Source organism: Tessaracoccus flavus (genome assembly GCF_001997295.1).
In the GTDB taxonomy this organism is placed as follows: Bacteria; Actinomycetota; Actinomycetes; order Propionibacteriales; family Propionibacteriaceae; genus Arachnia; species Arachnia flava.
Genome location: NZ_CP019605.1, coordinates 1,612,340 through 1,629,150 on the forward strand (window position 1 = coordinate 1,612,340; position 16,811 = coordinate 1,629,150).

Below are 16,811 nucleotides of genomic sequence, written 5' to 3' on the forward strand. Positions count from 1 at the left end.
CTTCGGCTCAGGCCCCCAGCACCGCCCCCAAGATCCGCTTCAGACCTGCCCTTCTGCAGAACAACAGATCCCACCATCGTTGGCCTTTGGTGTGATGCGCTCAACCCTGGCCTTCGTATATCCAAACGACTATCGTGGCGCGACCTCGCAGCCGCAGATTGGAACCGAAGTTCCCATGACTGGGCCTTCAAGCGCACCCTCTCTCCGACCCAGTCTAGGGCGAGGAGCGGACCTATCCCGGTCCGGCCAGAGGGGATCGGCCCGTTCTGGTGGCCCACTGATGAACGCGTTGTGCTAGCGAATCGCGATCATCGCGACCGCCTCGCGAATTACTGCAGAGAACGCTGCTGACCAACCGGAACCCGGAGCAGCGAGTTCTGGATTCATCCTGGCTCGGGCGTAGGAGTGAAACAGTGGATCGATGAACCTGAAAAGCCCCGCGCTCGTACGCCGAATGAGTGCCCCACGGTCTTCACTCTGCAATTTCTGCAAGTAGAGCGTCACGTTGCTCGAGGGATACTCAGGGTTCTCCCTGCGAATGTCAGCCAGAACTTGCGCATGGCTCAAACCCTCCTGCGGACCTCGAGCCAACGCTCTTATGATGAGCTCTGTGTTGTGATACTTCCGCTCCCGCTCCCTCTTCAGCGCCAACTCATAGCGCGCCTTCAGAGTATCGGACGACTCTGCGATGTAGGTGAGGACTGCGGACTGCAGTTCTGCCTCCAATAGACGCTTCTTTATCGCCTGTGTGGAGCGAATCTTAGCAGCCCTGCATGCATTCAGAGCAAGGTGGTGCGTGACGCTAGCCAAACCAGATGAGAAGTTCACGATATCGTGCGATATCTGAGAACTATCAATATTCAGGAGCGAGTCTCCGCCTCGGAGAATCCCTCGCAACTCACCTATATCCATTAAGGGCACGTGAATTTCGGCCACGCGATTTCGCATCTCATTCTCGTAGGCCACAACCTCACGTGCTGAATCTGTGGCGCCGATGGCCACTATACGCACTGCGGGGTAGTCCATGGCCATATCAGAGAAGATCTTGAAGGCCTGGGCCAACGCCTTCTTCTCCACCTCACGAACCTTGTGGAAGTCCTCGATTATCCAACAGAGGTCCTTTTCTCCCATCCACTTAGCGAGTCTCTGTGGTGAGATTTGCGGCACCACGATTCTCTTGTGCCCCGTTGTCGCACTCTCCTCCAGCGAGGCCTGCACAGCCGACTTAGCTTGCAGAAACTGGGCCTCAAGCGTCGTGCCGAACGCCTGCTTGGTTGCGGATCCGTGGGATTCGGCATAATAGAGGTCGAGTTGATCGAAAGCATCCAACAAAAGGTCACTGAAGGTCGTCTCGGCATGGCAAGACGTAGTGATCCAGCCCGCGTGGTAGCTCTTTACACATTGGCGGAGAAGTGTGGTCTTCCCCGACCCTGATTCCCCATAGACAACTATCTGCTTTCCCGGCGTCGAGAGAGCATCCTTCACCGCTGCGTCAAGCCCGGCGCGCGGAACAAAATTGAGCACGGCCTGACTTGTGGGCGTGAAAACCTGCTCGACGCGATAGCTCATCTCAGTCACGAGTACATTATGCCACGACAAGGCAATCTAGTCCCACCCGATTCACGTGATTCGGACTTAAGAGGCTCTTCGTACCTGAGCGTGGGGTGAGCGTGGATCCGATGGCGGGCGTGTCGGTGGGGTGAGGTGGGTCGAGGCCCTCAAGAATCGGGGTTACCACACCACTCGATTCCGAGGACCTCGACGATGACCGATTCTACTTCCTGCTGCCGTGCGTCCAGCGGTTACTGCGAGCGCTGCGACCTTCTGCTGGGTCTGCCCGGGCTTCACGTGGTCGGTGTCCAGCGCGACGACGCGGGGCTTCGGGTTGAGGTCGAATCCCGGCCGCCGGCGGTGATGGGCTGCCCCGCCTGCGGGGTCATTGCGCATGCGCATGGCCGGCAGCGGGTGGAGTTGATTGACGCGCCGTGCTTCACCGCGCCGGTGAAGCTGCGGTGGCGGAAACGACGCTGGTTGTGTCCCGAGCCGATGTGTCCGGTGACCTCGTTCATGGAACAAGACCCCTACGTCGCGCGGCCCAGAGCGTTGCTCACCGCGCGGGCGACGTCGTGGGCGATCGGGCAGATGCGGCGGGAGAACGCCTCGGTTCAGGGGATGGCCCGGCAGCTCGGCTGCACTTGGAGGACCCTGTGGCGAGCGGTCAAGCCGATCCTCGAGACTGCCGCCGCCGACGAGACCCGGTTCGTCGGTGTCACCTCGCTGGGCGTCGACGAACACATCTGGCATCACGTCTCCACCAAGCCCGTCGACCAGGGCGGCCGCGGCCCGAAGGAGTTCACCGGCATGGTCGATCTCACCCGCGACAAGGACGGACGCGTCCGGGCCCGGCTCCTGGACCTGGTCCCGGGCCGCTCTGGTGAGGCCTACACGTCGTGGCTGCGTGACCGCGGCGACACGTTCCGCAAGGGCGTCGAGATCGCCACCCTGGACCCATTCCACGGCTACAAGAATGCGATCGACGACCAGTTGGACGACGCCATCGCGGTGCTCGACGCCTTCCACGTGGTCAAGCTCGGCACGGCCGCGGTCGATGAGGTCCGCCGCCGGGTCCAGCAAGACATCCACGGCCACCGCGGCCGCAGAGACGATCCGCTGTATCGGATTCGGAACCTGCTGCGAGCCGGGAAGGAACACCTCACCGACCGGCAGAAGACACGCCTGGAGACCGCGTTCACCGCCGACGACCGCCACGTCGAAGTCGAGGTCGCCTGGCGCTGCGCCCAACAGCTGCGCTCGGTCTATCACCAGTCCTGTCATGCCGACGGGCGCAGGGTCGCGGAGAAGATCCTGGCCACGTTCCCGTCGTGTCCGATCCCAGAGATCGCCCGCCTCGGCCGGACGCTGAACCAGTGGCGCGACGCGTTCCTGGGCTACTTCACCACCGGCGGCGCGAACAACGGCGGAACCGAATCCATCAACGGGTTGATCGAACTCGCCCGCCGCGTCGCCAGAGGGTTCCGCGACCCAGACAACTACCGCCTCAGAATGCTCCTCATCGGCGGCGGTCTACGACTATGACCCCACGCTCAGGTACGAAGAGCCCGTAATTCCTTACTTTCGTCCTGACTCGCTGCAGCAGTTCTCGCCCCTCGCCAAAGCGTTCCCGAGCCTGCTCGGCGACGTCGTTGGCGAACTGCTCGGCTGCGACAGCCTTGCTCGATATCTGGTATCTGCGCGCCTCCCCCGTCTGGCACATCGCCACGACGAAATCCAGCACTTCCCCATCCTGCACGGGCCCTCTCCCCTTACGAACTTGCGGTGCAACTGCTCGATGAACATGTACGCCTCTGGGTTTTCCCGTCTCCAACGGCCGTCGCTCGCTAGCTCCTCCCGTAGACGGGTGATCAAGGTGGCATAGGTGACGACGCGAGCATGCTGCCAGCCCTTTGTCTGGAGCGAGGGATCCTCGTCCCTGCACAGCAGCACCACAACGCCCCGCCCACCCTTTCGCTGGCCGTAGGCCAGGTAGCGGTCGTAGTCGTGTCCGTGCCCGTCGGAGGTGACGAAGTTCTCGATCACCACCACGGAGGTCTCGCTCTCCAACACCAAATCGGCGATGTCCCCGGGGTCAGTTGGATCGGAGGTGTTCACCTCCTGCCTAACCCAGTAACCACCGAGAGCGAACGGAACCTCAGATGGTCTCGCGCGATTGACCTCGTCCATGAAGATGCGGGTGAACTTGTCACCCATGCGGTGGGTCCCTCCGGCGTCAAGTAGCCACCGGAAGACGTTGGAGATCTGCTTCTCATGGAGCCCGTGGTGCATGACGTCGAAGACGTTGAAGCCAAGCTCCGACGACCTGCCCGGCACTGGCAGAATCCCTGTCCCCAAGTCGTCCCGCCCGACACCTCCCAGGCTTCTGGCTTGCGCCTTGGACTGAACATATCCCCCTCCGGCTGAACCCCAGGCCGTTCCGCGCAGAGGAAGTGGCCAACCTCGGTAATGCTGCGACTCTCGGTCCTCTCCCGGCGAAGGCCCCATGCCAGACCGTCACGTGCCATGGCTGTCTAACAGGATGGTTCCTTCGACGACTTGGCCTCGCGACGCATCATGGTCGAGTCCCCTCCTTCGGCGGGTGTGGCTAGCTTCTCTGTCTTCTGCTCGGGATGGGACTCGGTGGGTAAGGTGCGGGGAAGTGGTCTACACCGGAGTGGAGTTATGGCATCGATTTTCAAGACGGTCTCCTGGCAAGTCGAGCAACTTGTGGGCGGGATTGAGCAGGGCAGCATCCGCCTCCCCGATCTGCAGCGCCCCTTTGTGTGGCCCACAACGAAGGTCCGCGACCTCTTCGACTCGATGTACAGGGGCTACCCCGTCGGCGAACTGATGTTCTGGGACGACGCATCTGGCGAGGCAAGCCGCGTGATCGGACATGGCTCTGGCCTGGGAGGGCGACACCAGATAGTCGATGGTCAGCAAAGGATCACCAGCCTCTATGCCTCTATCAAGGGCCGTCCAGTGCGCAACTCCGACTACATGGAGAAGCAGATCACCATCTCCTTCAATCCCTTCTCGGAGCGGTTTGAGGTGCGTACTCCCGCTCTCGCGAAGTCGCCCCAGTGGATCGAGAACATCGCGACGTACTTCGAGTCGTCCAAGAGGACTGAGCGGGAGTTCATCAAGCGCTACGAGTCATCCGTCGGCGAGCTGACCGACGAGCAGGAGGACCACTTGGACAGGGTCTTCGAACGGCTTGGTGACCTCAAGAAGTACACCTTCAACGTGGTTCACATCGCCGGCGAGTCGGGAAAGGGTCTCGTCGCCGACATCTTCGTGCGCATCAACTCTGAAGGGGTCCGCCTCCGAGCTTCCGACTACATCCTGACCTGGCTCTCCGTTTTCTGGCCTGAGGGCCGGGAGCAGATCGAGGACTTCTCCCGGCATTCCCGGATCACGCCCCAACGGGCGTCGGAAATCGCAGGCAGCCCAATCCATTGGACACCTGTGAACCCGTTCCTCGCCGTTGAGACGTTCCATGTGGTCCGCGCCATGGTGGCCGTCGGACAAGGCCGCGCGCGTCTTCAGGACGCCTACACTGCACTCCAGGCACGCGACCCGCAGACCGGCTACGTGGATGAAGAGAAGCTGCACGAGCAACTCAACCGACTGCAGCAAGCTCTCCCTGTGGTCACCGATCGGGTCAACTGGACTGAGTTCATCCACACCATCCAGATGGCGGGATTCCGCCAAGCACGCAACATCACCTCCTCGTTGAACGTGATCTCCAGCTACATCCTGTTCCTGCTGGGACGCACCAGGTTCCGCGTGGACATCACGACCCTCAGGGCGGTCATCGCCCGTTGGATTTTCATGGCCCAGCTCACCGGCAGGTACACAGGTTCAGCCGAGTCCCAGCTGAGCAAGGACCTGAGCCGGCTCGAGCTGGTGGCGACTGGCGATGCGGACGGCTTCGTCAAAGCGCTGGACGAGATCGTCGACTCCGAGATGACTTCAGACTTCTGGCGTTTCGGCATGCCGCAGATGCTTGCGTATTCCAACGCTGCGCTGTCGCCCGCCTACCAATGCTATTTGGCCGCTCTCAACATCCTCGACGCCAAGATGTTCATGTTGGACATGCCCGTGTCGCAGTGGATGGACCCGACGCTGCCAACCGTCAAGGGCATGGAGGGACACCACCTGTTCCCACGGGCCTACCTCGGTCGTGAGCTCGGTATCGACGACGTGAAGCGGGTCAACCAGATCGCCAACTACGCGCCTACCGACTGGGCGACCAACATTCTCATCTCCGACCGGCCGCCGGCCGAGTACTGGCCGGAGCTTCTGCAGGCCAGGCACATCCGTGGGGAGGAACTCCAGCAGCAGATCTACTGGCATGCCCTGCCGGAGGACTGGCATCTGTTGGACTACGACGAGTTCCTCGCGCGGCGTCGCGATCTGATCGCTCAGGTCACCCGTGATGCATTCTCGAAGCTGCGCTCTGGCCGAGCCGCTGGCACCGTGGACGACAACTTCAGCGCTCTAGAGCGCCATGATCCGTCGCTGCGCGAGCTGGTGGACGCTGGCCTGCTCCGGCCTGGGGACCTGCTCGACCCTGTGGATCCGGATTGGGTCGTCGACGCTGTAATCACCGACGACGGGACCGTACTGATCGATGGGGAGCACGAGTTCGACGCCCTAGACGACGCAGCAAGGTTCCTCGATGTACATAACATCAGCGGCCTAGAGTTCTGGGCGCTCGAAGTGAACGAGGGACTCACCCCCCTCACGGAGGTAGCTGAGGAGCTCGGCGAACGGGCGGCGTAACCCGACTAGCCAACCGACCAGGCCGCTGCGTCGGTCTCGCCCAGGCTGGCGCAAGTGGAGACGGGCGACATAACCGACCTCATCGGCCGGAGGACGCGCTGTGCGTGATCGGTGCTGGCCATCCTCACAACCGCTTCGTCGTCACCGCAGGCCTCGAAGATCTGCGCCGCCATGAACGCACCCTTGGCGTCACCCGCCTCCGAGGCCGCAACGAACCCGGAGCGCGCGATCTCGGTGCGGCCACGCTCGTGGTGGAGCAGCGCGAGGTTGTATGTGGCCTCGGGGACACCCGCCTCGATGGCCTTCTCGTAGAACGGCACGGCCGCGTCGTCGCAGCCGAGCGCGCGCAGGTCGTTGGCGATGTTGAAGAACTCCTCGGGCGCCGACGAGCTCAGCCGATGCAGGGCGACGCGGATATCCTCCGCTGCATCGCGCGGCTCCGACACCGTCGTCGGGTGCGAGTGCGTCGTCGTGTCTGCGGCCATCGCAGGACTCCTCGGTGTGAGGGCGACCGGATCGTTCCGGGCGCACCGCCTTCCCTGGCGCAGAGCGGACAGGGGTCGTGCACTCAGAAGTCTGACAACGCGCACGGGGGTCAGCAACCGGTACAGAAGTGGGTCACCCGTCGCCGAGCACCCTCACCCGCCCGACCGCCCGCGGTCAGGCGAGGACACCCGCAGACTCGCCCGCGAGCATCCCCCCGACGAGCGGCGCAGTCGCGAGGAGCAGCTCACCGTCGGGCAGCGGCGCCGCCTCCTCACCGAGGTTGACGACGAGCGTGAGCGCCCGGCCCCCGACGCCCGCGGCAGGGGTCCGGCGCAGCACGAGGCGCGTCGCCGTCTGCTCGAGCCACTCGACGTCACCGCCCCGCAGCGCGGGCTCGGCACGCCGGAGCGTGCCGAGCGCCCGGTAGAGCGCGAGCATCGAGGCGTCGTCGTCGGCCTGGGACTCCGCCGTCAGCGACGCCCAGTCCTCCGGCTGCGGCAGCCACGTCGTCGTGCCGTCGGGCGCGAAGCCGAACGGCGGCCGCGAGCCCGCCCACGGCAGCGGCACGCGGCAGCCGTCGCGCCCGCGCGACGTGCCGCCCGAGCGCGCGACGATCGGGTCCTGGAGGACCTCGGCAGGTAGGTCGACGACATCCGGGAGCCCAAGTTCCTGCCCCGCATACACGTAGGCCGCGCCCGGCAGCCCGAGCAGGAGCACCGCCATCGCGCGAGCGCGGCGCGTGCCGCGAGCGAGCGCGGCGTCGTCGAGCGGGAGCTCGGCCGTCGAGCCCGGCACGTACTCGCCCTCGAGCCGCACGTCCGCGCCGTAGCGCGTCACCGAGCGCGTCGTGTCGTGGTTGTCCGTCACCCACGTCGTCGGCGCACCCACCGCGCCGTACGCCGCGAGCGAGTCGTCGACCGCCGCGCGGATCGCGGCCGCGTCCCAACCCGCCTTGACGAAGCGGAAGTTGAACGCGAGGTGCATCTCGTCGGGCCGGAGGAAGAGCGCGACGACATCGTCGGGCGCCCCCGTCTCGATAACGGCCATGCGGTCGCCGTCGTAGGAGTCCATGACGGCGCGGAACGCCCGGTAGATCTCGTGGACTCCGCTCGCGTCGTCCTTGGGGATGAGCGGGTTGCCGTCAGGCGTGTCCTCCCACGCCGTGTCCTTGATGAGCGCGTCGGACACGTCGATGCGGAAGCCGTCGATACCGCGGTCGAGCCAGAAGCGGAGGATGCGCTCGAACTCGGCGAGGACTTCGGGGCGACCCCAGTTGAAGTCGGGCTGCTCGGGCGCGAAGAGGTGGTAGTACCACTGGCCCGGCGTGCCGTCGGGCTCGGTGACGCGCGTCCACGACGGTCCGCCGAACGCGGAACGCCAGTTGTTCGGGGGGAGCTCGCCGCGCTCACCGCGTCCGTCGACGAAGTGGAAGAGCTCCCGCTCGGGGCTGCCGGGGCCGGCCGCGAGCGCGGCCTGGAACCAGGGGTGCTGGTCGGAGCAGTGGTTGGGGACGAGGTCGATCGTCACGCGCAGGTCGCGCGCGTGCGCGGCCGCGACGAGCGTGTCGAGGTCGTCGAGCGTGCCGAACATGGGGTCGACGTCGCAGTAGTCGGCGACGTCGTAACCCGCGTCGACTTGCGGCGACGGGTAGAAGGGCGAGAGCCAGAGGGCGTCGACACCGAGCGAGGCGACGTGGTCGAGGCGGGCGGTGATGCCGGCGAGGTCGCCGACACCGTCGCCCGTCGTGTCCCCGAAGGACCGCGGGTACACCTGGTAGAAGACGGCCTCGCGCCACCAGGGCTGGGTCGTGGCGGGCGTGGTCTGGGCGCTCTGCGGGGTCACGCACCCAGCCTATGCGTGCTCGCTGCAACGTTGCTCGCGTGTCAGATCCGACGGACCTTCGTCCCTCCCGCGCACGATACCCCGGCTGGGTACCCTAGGGCCTTGAGTCCCGACAGAAGGAGACCGCACGTGCGACGCCGCCACCTGCTCACCGCAGCACCCGCCCTGGCCGCAGCCCTTGTGCTCAGCGCCTGCACCCCCGGGCCCGACGCCGCCCCCACCGCGCCGTCGACCGCACCGGCCGCCATCGACGCCGCAGCACTGCTCGCACCGTTCGACCTCACCGGCCGCGACGGCCGCGAGCTCGTTGACCACCTCGAGACCCTCGGCGGCGACGACCGCCCCAGCGAGCTCATGGCGAGCGTCCGCACCGACCACCTACTCCTCACGACCGACGCCGGCGAAGCCACCCTGCCGCTGCCCGCCGACCTCTTCTACGTCTCCGTCGCACCCTTCGCCGAGACGACCCACGAGTGCTTCTACCACTCGCTCACCACCTGCCAGGGCGAGCTCGTCGACACGCCCGTCACCCTCACCGTCACGGACGGGGACGGCACCGTCGTCCACACCGCCGAGACCCGCACCGGCGCCAACGGGTTCGTCGGCACCTGGCTGCCACGCGGCACCACCGGCACGCTGTCCGTCACCACCGAGGACGGCCGCACCGGCCAGGTGAACCTCGGCACCAGCGACGACGACCCGACCTGCGTGACGACGCTCCGGGTGGCCTGACGGAACTGCCCGCACCCGCGACGCCTCGGGGGTGCGGGCACCGGGTGATCAGGCGGGCGAGGCGCTGCGCCTGATCGTTCGCCAGTGCGTTCATCGGGTAGAGGATGAGGGCCTTCACCCCGGCGACGCCCTGGCGGCGGGCCCGCAGGCAGTGGTCCATGATCGGCAGCAGAAACGCCTCCGTCTTGCCCGACCCAGTGCCGGTCGTGACCAGCGTCGACTGGGGACGCCCGTTCAGGCTAGAGAGCCGCCGGAACGCCGATGCCTGGTGTGCGTACGCGTTGAAGCCGGGGGGCATCCAGTCCAGCGGAGCGACGGCTCGGCGCGGGGCCGGGCCGAACGGCATCCCCGTGCGGAGATAGGGGCCTTTGAACATCCCCGCGTCCTCGTCCGCGAGCAACTCGTGGAGTGCGGCTCGCGCGTCGGCGTCAGCCAAGGCGAAAGTGGTTGTCAGGAAATCGAGAAGGCCGGCACGCAGCCGCAGGGCCTGACGGCCGGGCAGCAACTCACTCACGACAACGTCCTCCCCCGCGGGGTGCTGAACCCCAGTGGCACCAACCTATCGAACATCATGCGATCGACCCTGCTTCGGCTACCCATCGCTTTGATCCATGACCAGCTCGACCAGTGCATAGACCTCCCCAGCAAGGGCACAGGAAACCGCTGACGGTCGGATGGACACACGTGGGCCCATGGAGATACCTGCAGGACGAGCAGAGCGCGCAAGACCGCTGTCCATGTCACTTATTGTCCCGGCCGAAGTCAGCCGGGGGGTGTCCCTATGGTGTCTGTCAAGCTGCGACGGCTGGTCTTGGCTGGTAGTAGGTCCCGTTGCGGAGCATGGCGTGGAGGACATCGACGCGTCGTCGGGCTAGGCAGATGATCGCGGCGTTGTGTTTCTTCCCAGCGGCGCGTTTCCGGTCGTAGTAGGCGCGGGAGTCGGGGTCGTGGAGGGCTGCGAAAGCGGAGAGGAATAGGGCCCGTTTGAGGTGTTTGTTCCCTGCTCGTGAGGGGTGTTCGCCTCGGATGCTGCTGCCAGATCTGCGGGTGACAGGGGCCAGGCCGGCGTAGGCGGCCAGGTGTCCTGCGGTGGGGAATGCTGTGGCGTCACCGACGTCGAGGAGGAGTCTGGCTGCGGTCCTGATGCCGACTCCGGGCATTGACATCAGGAGCTGGGAAAGAGGGTGGGCATCGAGGGCCTCCTCAACCTGTTTCGCGGCTGCAGCGCGTTGGGCCAGGAGTCCTTGGAGTTGGGCAGCCAGTTGGGGCAACACCAGCTCGGCGGCGCGGGTGCCAGGAACAACTACGGTCTGCTCGGTCAGGGCTTTGATGATCGCGTCGACGAGCCGGGTGTGCATTCGGGGCGCCAACGGTTTCGTCGTGGTGGTCAGGCGTCGCCTGCCCGCGGCAGCGAGGCCTGTCGGGCCGGCGAACTTTGCCAACAGGGCGAGGACCGCGGGGTGGCCGATGTTGGCGCCGATGGCGCGTTCGAGGGCGGGATGGATCTGGGTGAGCATGCCGCGGATCCGGTTCGAGACGCGGTTGACTTCGCTGGCCAGGTCGTCGTCGAACCCAACGATCACAGCCAAGTCGGCGATGAGGTCATCGTCGCCGCCGACGCGTCGCAGCGCGTGGGGCATGGTGCGGCCGGCCTCAGCGATGATGAACGCGTCACGGGCGTCGGTTTTCGCGTTGCCCGCCTACCCCGCCTGGCCGGCCGACTCCGCCCGGGCCGCCATCCAGCTGGGTGGCGCCGACGTCGTCGCCGAGTGGCTGCCCGGCCTCGCCCGCTCCACCAACCAAGGGCCGCCGGGGCAGGCGCACATGGTGGAGGAGGCCGTCCCGCTGGTGGACGGCGGTTCCCGCAAGGCCCCACCCGGGTGGCCCTACATCAACGACTGGGCGTGCTCCTCGGCAGGGGCGTGGTGCGAGCTGGTGATCGAGTCCGTCTTCGGCGTCCGGATGCATCCCGACGGCGGCGTGACGGCTGAGCCGGTGCTGGAGCACTTCGACCCGGATGCCCGGCTGGTTGGCCTGCGCGTGGCGGGCGTGACGTACGACGTCGCGGCTGGTGGAGTGAGTGTGCGGGGGTAGGTCGGGCTGGGTCCGCGCCGGGGTGGTGGGTGCCGTCGGTGGTGGGGTTCGAGGACTTCGTGGCCACCGGCCTGATGGGTGGTGGGACGTCGGAATGGGATCTTGCGGAGATCGTCGAGATCACCAGCCCGGAGGAGTTCGAGCGCGACAACAGCGAGATGCCGGGCAAGGAGATCGCCGACACCTGGAACGACTGGGTGGCCAGCAGTTCTGTGCTCTACCTGACTGACCTGGCTGAGCCCCTGTCCAGGGGCTGATCGACCGCCCACCGGGGCGCTTGACCGAGCGCCGAATCCTCAACCGTCAGTCGTCCATCGCCTCGATGCCGAGTGCCTTGAGTTCGGCCGCGCTCGCGCGGATCCGCTCGACGACGCCGGGGTCCGGAAGCGTGAAACCGATGATCTCCTCCATCACCCGCAGCGGCTCCGTCGTGCGGTAGGAGCGCGTCGGGTTGCCGGGGAACTTCTTGTCCGTGACGTTCGGGTCGTCGTAGATGGGGCCCAGCGGTTCCACCCGGTAGACCCGAGGCGCGCCGTCGCCCAGCGCAATCGCGGCGGCCAGCGGGGCACCCTGTTCCGACGCCGTGAGGTAGATGTGCTGCGACTTCTTGCCCGATCCGTAGTTGGTGCCCCAGCCGGGGGTGAGGAGTTCGCCCGGGCGGAGGTCGGCCCGGGTGCCGTGGAAGAACGGGCCCGTGTCGTCGGCGGGTTGGGGTTGCGGTGCCGGGTCGCGGATCAGGCTGTCCAGTTGCTGCATGAGTGCGGCGTGCCGCGTGTTTCCCCGTGGCGCGCGCGGGTAGCGCCCGAGCACGCCCCGCACCGTCGGCGTCATGCGACGGGCCGCGGCGTGGAGCATGTACTCCGCCACCACCGGATCGTCACCGCGGGACAGTTCGGCCGCGCGGGCAGCGTGCGTCGCCGCGCCGAGGATGTGGCGCACCTGGGTGCCGTTGGCAAGCGGATGCAGGAATGCCGACGCCGCAGCGTCGCCTGCCGCTGTGGCCGCGTGCGCAGCCGCCTGCGTGGGTGCTTCCCTGCCCGCCCGATGGGCCTCGGTGGCCGAGGTCCGCAACCGCTTCGAGCGCGCCTCGCCGTCGACGAATTCCTGTGCCGCCTTGAGCGCAGAGGCCGGGCGATCGTCGTCGGGGGCTGCCTGCTCGAACAACCCGAGCACCGGCACGGCGCAGGCCACTGTGTACTCCGTCACCGCGCGCAGTTCGTCCATGGTCAGTGCGAAGTCGCCGACGCTGGTCATCCCACGAGTATGCCAACGCGGCGCCACCCGCGGCTGACCTTGGCGCTGGTGGAGCGGTTCGATCCCACGTGGTGAGGGGCAGCAGTGCGACCGACTGGGTCAACGCCCAGCCGCCGCCGGCTTCTGGCCCGTGCTGCTGCTCGTGACCGGAGTGGCCCAACAGTCCGGATCCTTGGTGCCGACGCTGCTGGGGGCGGCCTTGCTCGCCGCGCTCAACGCCGCAGTCGGGGCAGCCGTCCACCAACTGACGCTCGGGCTGCTCCGGGGGGTTCGCGGGCTGTTCCGCACTAACCGTCCGGCGTAGCAAGCCCCACTCCACCAGCACCTTTAGGAGCGAGGTGCGAGCCTCGAAGGACACTTGGCTACGCCCTTCGAGGCTCGTGCCTCGCACCTCAGCTATCCGACCGCTTCGCGGCACCGTGGGATGCGAAAGTCTCTCCCCGCACCTCAGGGAAACTGGTAGGGACTTTCGGATGAGGGCAACTGATCACTGGGTGGTTGCTACTCGGGTGAGAGGCCGTCGGCGAAGCGGCGCAGGCCCTCGGCCAGTGCGGCAGCGGTCAACGGCACCTCGGCGATGTCAGTGGCCTCGGCCCGGAACGGGTCCAGCACGGGTGGCCGGAACACGTCGATGGGCCGCGGGAACTCCGGGATGGTCGGGCGCACCGGAACAGGACGGGTGGATCCGGCCATCTTCTGCAGGCACTCCAGCACGGCGGTCAACGTGGTGCCCTGCCGGCGCAGGAGCTCCTCCAACCGCTTGACCAGGGCCGGGTCCTTGCCCAGCACCGAGACCAGGATGCGGATCCGCTCGGTGCAGGTGTTGGTGTCCTCGTCCTTGGGTGGCCTCGGGTCGCCCTCGGGTGGCCGTGGTGCGTAGATGGAGCCGCTGACCAGCTGCTCCCGCGTGAACCGCTCCCGGTGCAACGTGCGCCCCTGCGCCACCACCCGGAACCGGTAGACGCCGTAGTCAGCCGCCTTGTAGTCGGCCTCGAACACCCCGGGCGCCGTTTGGTGCAGCTTCACCTCGTCGTACCCGGACGGGCCCGTGAGTTCGGCGTGGACCCGCGCCCGGTCGTCGTCCACGGGGATCCCGTACTCGGACAGCCGAGCCACCAGGTGCAGCACGGATCCGGGCTGGATGTGTTCCTGGTGCAGCGCCGCGTTGAGCGTGAGACTGGAGCGGCTGTGCACCTCGAGCGCGTACTGCAGACCGTGGGCGTTGGCCATCTCGTACGCCTTCGGGTCCGAGCCCTCCAGCTTGGCCAGCCACCTGTAGAACTGGTCCTTGTCCACCTCCAGCAGCGCGGTCCACTCACCGCCCCAGTGCTCGTCGCCACCCGCGCCCACGTGCGGCAGGCTGAGCCTGTAGTACGCGACGCTGGCGCCGGTCACGTAGCTGACCCCCGACGTCGCCGGGGTGATGGTCTCGCCGCCCGGTGCCACCAGTTGGAAGTTCACCACCCAAGGCGCCGGAGCCAGCAGGATCACGTCCGTGGCCGAATCCGCCCGCGAGATCTGGAACGGAACCTTCACCGGATCGCCCGGCTGGATCCAGCCCTGCGGGTCCAGCACGATCTGCTCGTTGCTGACGCCCGCGAGGATCTGCAGGTAGTACTTGGACAGCAGGAACCGCTCGTCCGAGGACAGCACGCCGGTCATGTTCACGTAGCCGCCGGTGCCGTTGGTCAGTTCGGTGAGCTTGGCCGGGTTGATGGCCGACGGCTCGCCCAGCCCGATCGCGAACACCGTGTCGTCGATGCTGCCGGCGACGTCGGAGATGAGCGCCGGGGCGTTCTCCTGCCCGTCGGTCAGCACGATCATCGCCGTCTTCTCGTACACACCGCTCACGGCGTCCAGGAGAGTGCCAGCGGCTGCGACGCCGTCGCCGATGGAGGTGGCACCGCCCGGGTTGGCCACGTGCCCGGCCACCGCCGCGATGGCCTGCGCACGCCCGGCCCCGAACGCCTCGGGCCCGGCGTCGGTGACGTTCATGACGACGTCGGAGTCGTGGTCGAAGCGCACCACACCGATCCCGGTCTCGGGCCGCAGCAGGTCCACCAGCACGGAGGCGGACTCGCGCAGTACCTCCACGCGGGTACGGCCGTCGCCGGCACCGGCATCCATGGAGCCGGACTTGTCCATCACCATCACCACCCCCGCGGTGGGGCGCTCGATGGTGTTGGCGGAGAGTCCGATGGTCCACTGCTGACCAGTCAGCAGGGAGCGCGCCACCAGTTCGCCGGTGGCGGTGTCCCCGGCGTTGGTGCCGGTGTAGGTGACCCAGATCCGGGCGTGAGAAGTGACGCCGACGCCGGGTGCCGGCACCGTCACCGTCGGCCCGAGCAGCAGGCTGAAGGAACCGGCCGGTCCGGTGATGGTGCTGGGTCCGGAGAACACCTCGAAGGTGAAGTCCTCCACGCCCGAGACCTCCCACACGACGGCGCGGGCGACGGTATCGCCCTCCGGTACGTCGTTGAACACGACGTTCGGGGTCAGCAGTTGCAGGTGGCGGGCGGCCCCGGCCACGGCGGCGAACGCGTTCACCCGGCCGAAGCCGTAGTCGTCGTTGTGTCCGGCGGCGTCGTAGACCACCCCGCCGATCTGGTCCGCGGTGTCCCGCATCAGCTGGCGCAGCTGGTCGCGGGTCATCCCCGGGTCCACGGAGAGCGCCAGCGCCGCGCAACCCGCGGTGCACGGAGCCGCGAACGAGGTGCCCGTCCACGGGCCGTAGGTGTTGCCGGAGAACGCGTTCACGACGTCGACCCCGGGTGCGATCAACTCCACCCCGGCGCCGCGGGCGGCGTTGTCCTCCATGTCGTTGCGGTCCGAGCGGACGACGGCGATCACGTCGGCGTGCGAGACCACCTGGTCAAGCGCCACGTCGACGTTGTTGCCGTTGCTTGCCGCCCAGAAGATGGCCGTGCCCAAGCCGCCGCGCCCGTTGGTGGCCGCCGCCTGCAGCGCCAGGTCCAGTACGGTCATCAGCGTCCAGGCGGCGCCGTTGGGGCCGAGGCTGGAGACGATGATGTCGGCGCCCGTGGCCGGGTCCGCGCCCGCCACCTCGGTGGACGGATCGGCGGCGTAGGCGACGGCGCGGGCCAGCGTGGTCTGTGAGCCAACCTGGTCGTTCAGGCAGGCCAGCAGCATCAGCTCGGACTCCGGGGCCGCACCCACCCCGCCCCGGGCGTTGCCCTCCCGGGCGCCCACCATGCCGGCACAGAAAGTGCCGTGGTTCTCGTCGGGCATCCCCGCGGTGCCGACGGTGAACCCCGCAGGCGAGCCGCCGGTGAAGAAGCCCGAGCCAGCACCCACGCCGGCGGCGAGGTCCTCGTGGTCGGCGTCGAAGCCGTTGTCGATGACGGCCACCCGGATCCCGGCGCCGCGGGTGTGGTCCCAGGCCGCCTCGGCCGAGACGTCGGCCCCGGCGGTGCCGCCGGCCTGGCCCGTGTTGCTCCACTGCCACTGGTCCGCGTACTCCGTGTCAGCGGGGGTGAACCGCTGCGGGACGTGTTCGATGAACGACGGCTCCGCGAACACGAACGCCTGGTTCTCGTGGAGGGCCACCGATGCGTCCAAGGCGTTGCCCTGCGCGGTGCGCACCTCGAAAAGGTTGGGTGCGAAGCGGAGTTCGTTCAGCACAGTCAGCCCGGCGGCGTCGAGTTCTGCCTCCACCTCCGCCCGGCCCATTCCTGGGTTGAGCTGCACGGTGAGCACGTCTGTGGCGATCACGACGCGTCCGTCGTCGTGCACCAGCACCGTCCCGGCCGCGTCCGCGCCGTCGGGCACGGTGCCCTCGCGCACTGCCCTGCGGGCGCGAGCGTTCTGCTTGACCACCAGCCAGCCGGCCCGTTCGAACGCGTCCAGCGCGTCGTCGTCCAGCTGTGGGGCGGCCTTCCTGATGGCGGCCCGGTCCTCGGTTTCCGCGCGGCGGAAACGCGACTTCTCGTCGGCCTGCGTGTCCGTGTGGACGGCGACGACGGCGTCGACCTCCTCCACCTCCACGGCCTGGTCCTTGCGGTAATAGTGGCGGTTCATGACCCCTCCGATCGACGGGGATG

The 16,811-nt window shown here is 67.2% G+C and carries 12 protein-coding genes and 2 pseudogenes; 6 read left to right on the plus strand and 8 right to left on the minus strand.

Annotated features, from left to right (window positions below; genetic code table 11):
* Nucleotides 1-294 precede the first annotated feature (294 nt).
* Nucleotides 295-1,569 (minus strand): ATP-binding protein, encoded by a 1,275-nt coding sequence (locus RPIT_RS07385; RefSeq protein WP_226996395.1) that lies wholly within the window; start codon nucleotides 1,567-1,569, stop codon nucleotides 295-297.
* Nucleotides 1,570-1,764: 195 nt separating this feature from the next.
* Here RPIT_RS07385 and RPIT_RS07390 point away from each other — a divergent pair, with 195 nt between their 5' ends.
* On the plus strand, nucleotides 1,765-3,096 hold the full coding sequence (locus RPIT_RS07390) for an ISL3 family transposase (protein WP_193432229.1): 1,332 nt from the start codon (nucleotides 1,765-1,767) through the stop codon (nucleotides 3,094-3,096).
* A gap of 33 nt (nucleotides 3,097-3,129) precedes the next feature.
* On the opposite strand, the gene RPIT_RS07395 is transcribed toward RPIT_RS07390, so the two are convergent.
* Entirely contained in the window at nucleotides 3,130-3,888 is a 759-nt protein-coding gene (locus RPIT_RS07395) for a PD-(D/E)XK nuclease family protein (RefSeq protein ID WP_162274515.1), read from the minus strand.
* 348 nt (nucleotides 3,889-4,236) lie between these two features.
* Here RPIT_RS07395 and RPIT_RS07400 point away from each other — a divergent pair, with 348 nt between their 5' ends.
* A complete protein-coding gene (locus RPIT_RS07400) occupies nucleotides 4,237-6,342 on the plus strand; it encodes a GmrSD restriction endonuclease domain-containing protein (RefSeq protein WP_077341981.1) in 2,106 nt (701 codons plus the stop codon).
* Between the two features lie 5 nt (nucleotides 6,343-6,347).
* Here the strand turns inward: RPIT_RS07400 and RPIT_RS07405 are convergent, their stop codons facing one another.
* Both RPIT_RS07405 and RPIT_RS07410 read right to left on the minus strand, forming a co-directional pair.
* Nucleotides 6,348-6,827, minus strand: a complete 480-nt coding sequence (locus RPIT_RS07405; RefSeq protein ID WP_077341983.1) for a tetratricopeptide repeat protein — start codon at nucleotides 6,825-6,827, stop codon at nucleotides 6,348-6,350.
* Nucleotides 6,828-7,002: 175 nt separating this feature from the next.
* Nucleotides 7,003-8,670, minus strand: coding sequence for a glycoside hydrolase family 13 protein (locus RPIT_RS07410; protein WP_077341985.1), 1,668 nt, complete (start codon nucleotides 8,668-8,670; stop codon nucleotides 7,003-7,005).
* 129 nt (nucleotides 8,671-8,799) lie between these two features.
* Between RPIT_RS07410 and RPIT_RS07415 the strand changes: the two genes are divergently transcribed.
* Entirely contained in the window at nucleotides 8,800-9,402 is a 603-nt protein-coding gene (locus RPIT_RS07415) for a CueP family metal-binding protein (RefSeq protein ID WP_077341987.1), read from the plus strand.
* A gap of 43 nt (nucleotides 9,403-9,445) precedes the next feature.
* Here RPIT_RS07415 and RPIT_RS07420 read toward each other — a convergent pair.
* Nucleotides 9,446-9,916, minus strand: a pseudogene (locus RPIT_RS07420) (DEAD/DEAH box helicase); the annotation flags it as partial.
* 277 nt (nucleotides 9,917-10,193) lie between these two features.
* Nucleotides 10,194-11,102: pseudogene (locus RPIT_RS07425) on the minus strand (IS110 family RNA-guided transposase); the annotation flags it as partial.
* Here RPIT_RS07425 and RPIT_RS07430 point away from each other — a divergent pair.
* On the plus strand, nucleotides 11,041-11,496 hold the full coding sequence (locus RPIT_RS07430) for a hypothetical protein (protein WP_077341991.1): 456 nt from the start codon (nucleotides 11,041-11,043) through the stop codon (nucleotides 11,494-11,496). The pseudogene RPIT_RS07425 and the gene RPIT_RS07430 sit on opposite strands and share 62 nt — an antisense overlap.
* 38 nt (nucleotides 11,497-11,534) lie before the next feature.
* Complete coding sequence (locus RPIT_RS07435; protein WP_077341993.1) at nucleotides 11,535-11,753, plus strand: hypothetical protein; 219 nt, start codon at nucleotides 11,535-11,537, stop codon at nucleotides 11,751-11,753.
* A gap of 46 nt (nucleotides 11,754-11,799) precedes the next feature.
* Here RPIT_RS07435 and arr read toward each other — a convergent pair whose 3' ends face one another.
* Nucleotides 11,800-12,750 (minus strand): NAD(+)--rifampin ADP-ribosyltransferase, encoded by a 951-nt coding sequence (gene arr / locus RPIT_RS07440; RefSeq protein WP_077341995.1) that lies wholly within the window; start codon nucleotides 12,748-12,750, stop codon nucleotides 11,800-11,802.
* A gap of 130 nt (nucleotides 12,751-12,880) precedes the next feature.
* Here arr and RPIT_RS14970 point away from each other — a divergent pair, with 130 nt between their 5' ends.
* Nucleotides 12,881-13,054: a hypothetical protein gene (locus tag RPIT_RS14970; RefSeq protein WP_157633338.1), complete on the plus strand. Its 174-nt coding sequence runs from the start codon at nucleotides 12,881-12,883 to the stop codon at nucleotides 13,052-13,054.
* A 197-nt stretch (nucleotides 13,055-13,251) separates the two neighbouring features.
* Here RPIT_RS14970 and RPIT_RS07445 read toward each other — a convergent pair whose 3' ends face one another.
* Nucleotides 13,252-16,788 carry a S8 family serine peptidase gene (locus RPIT_RS07445; RefSeq protein WP_077341997.1) on the minus strand — a complete coding sequence of 1,179 codons (3,537 nt, stop codon included), beginning with the start codon at nucleotides 16,786-16,788 and terminating at the stop codon, nucleotides 13,252-13,254.
* Nucleotides 16,789-16,811 lie beyond the last annotated feature (23 nt).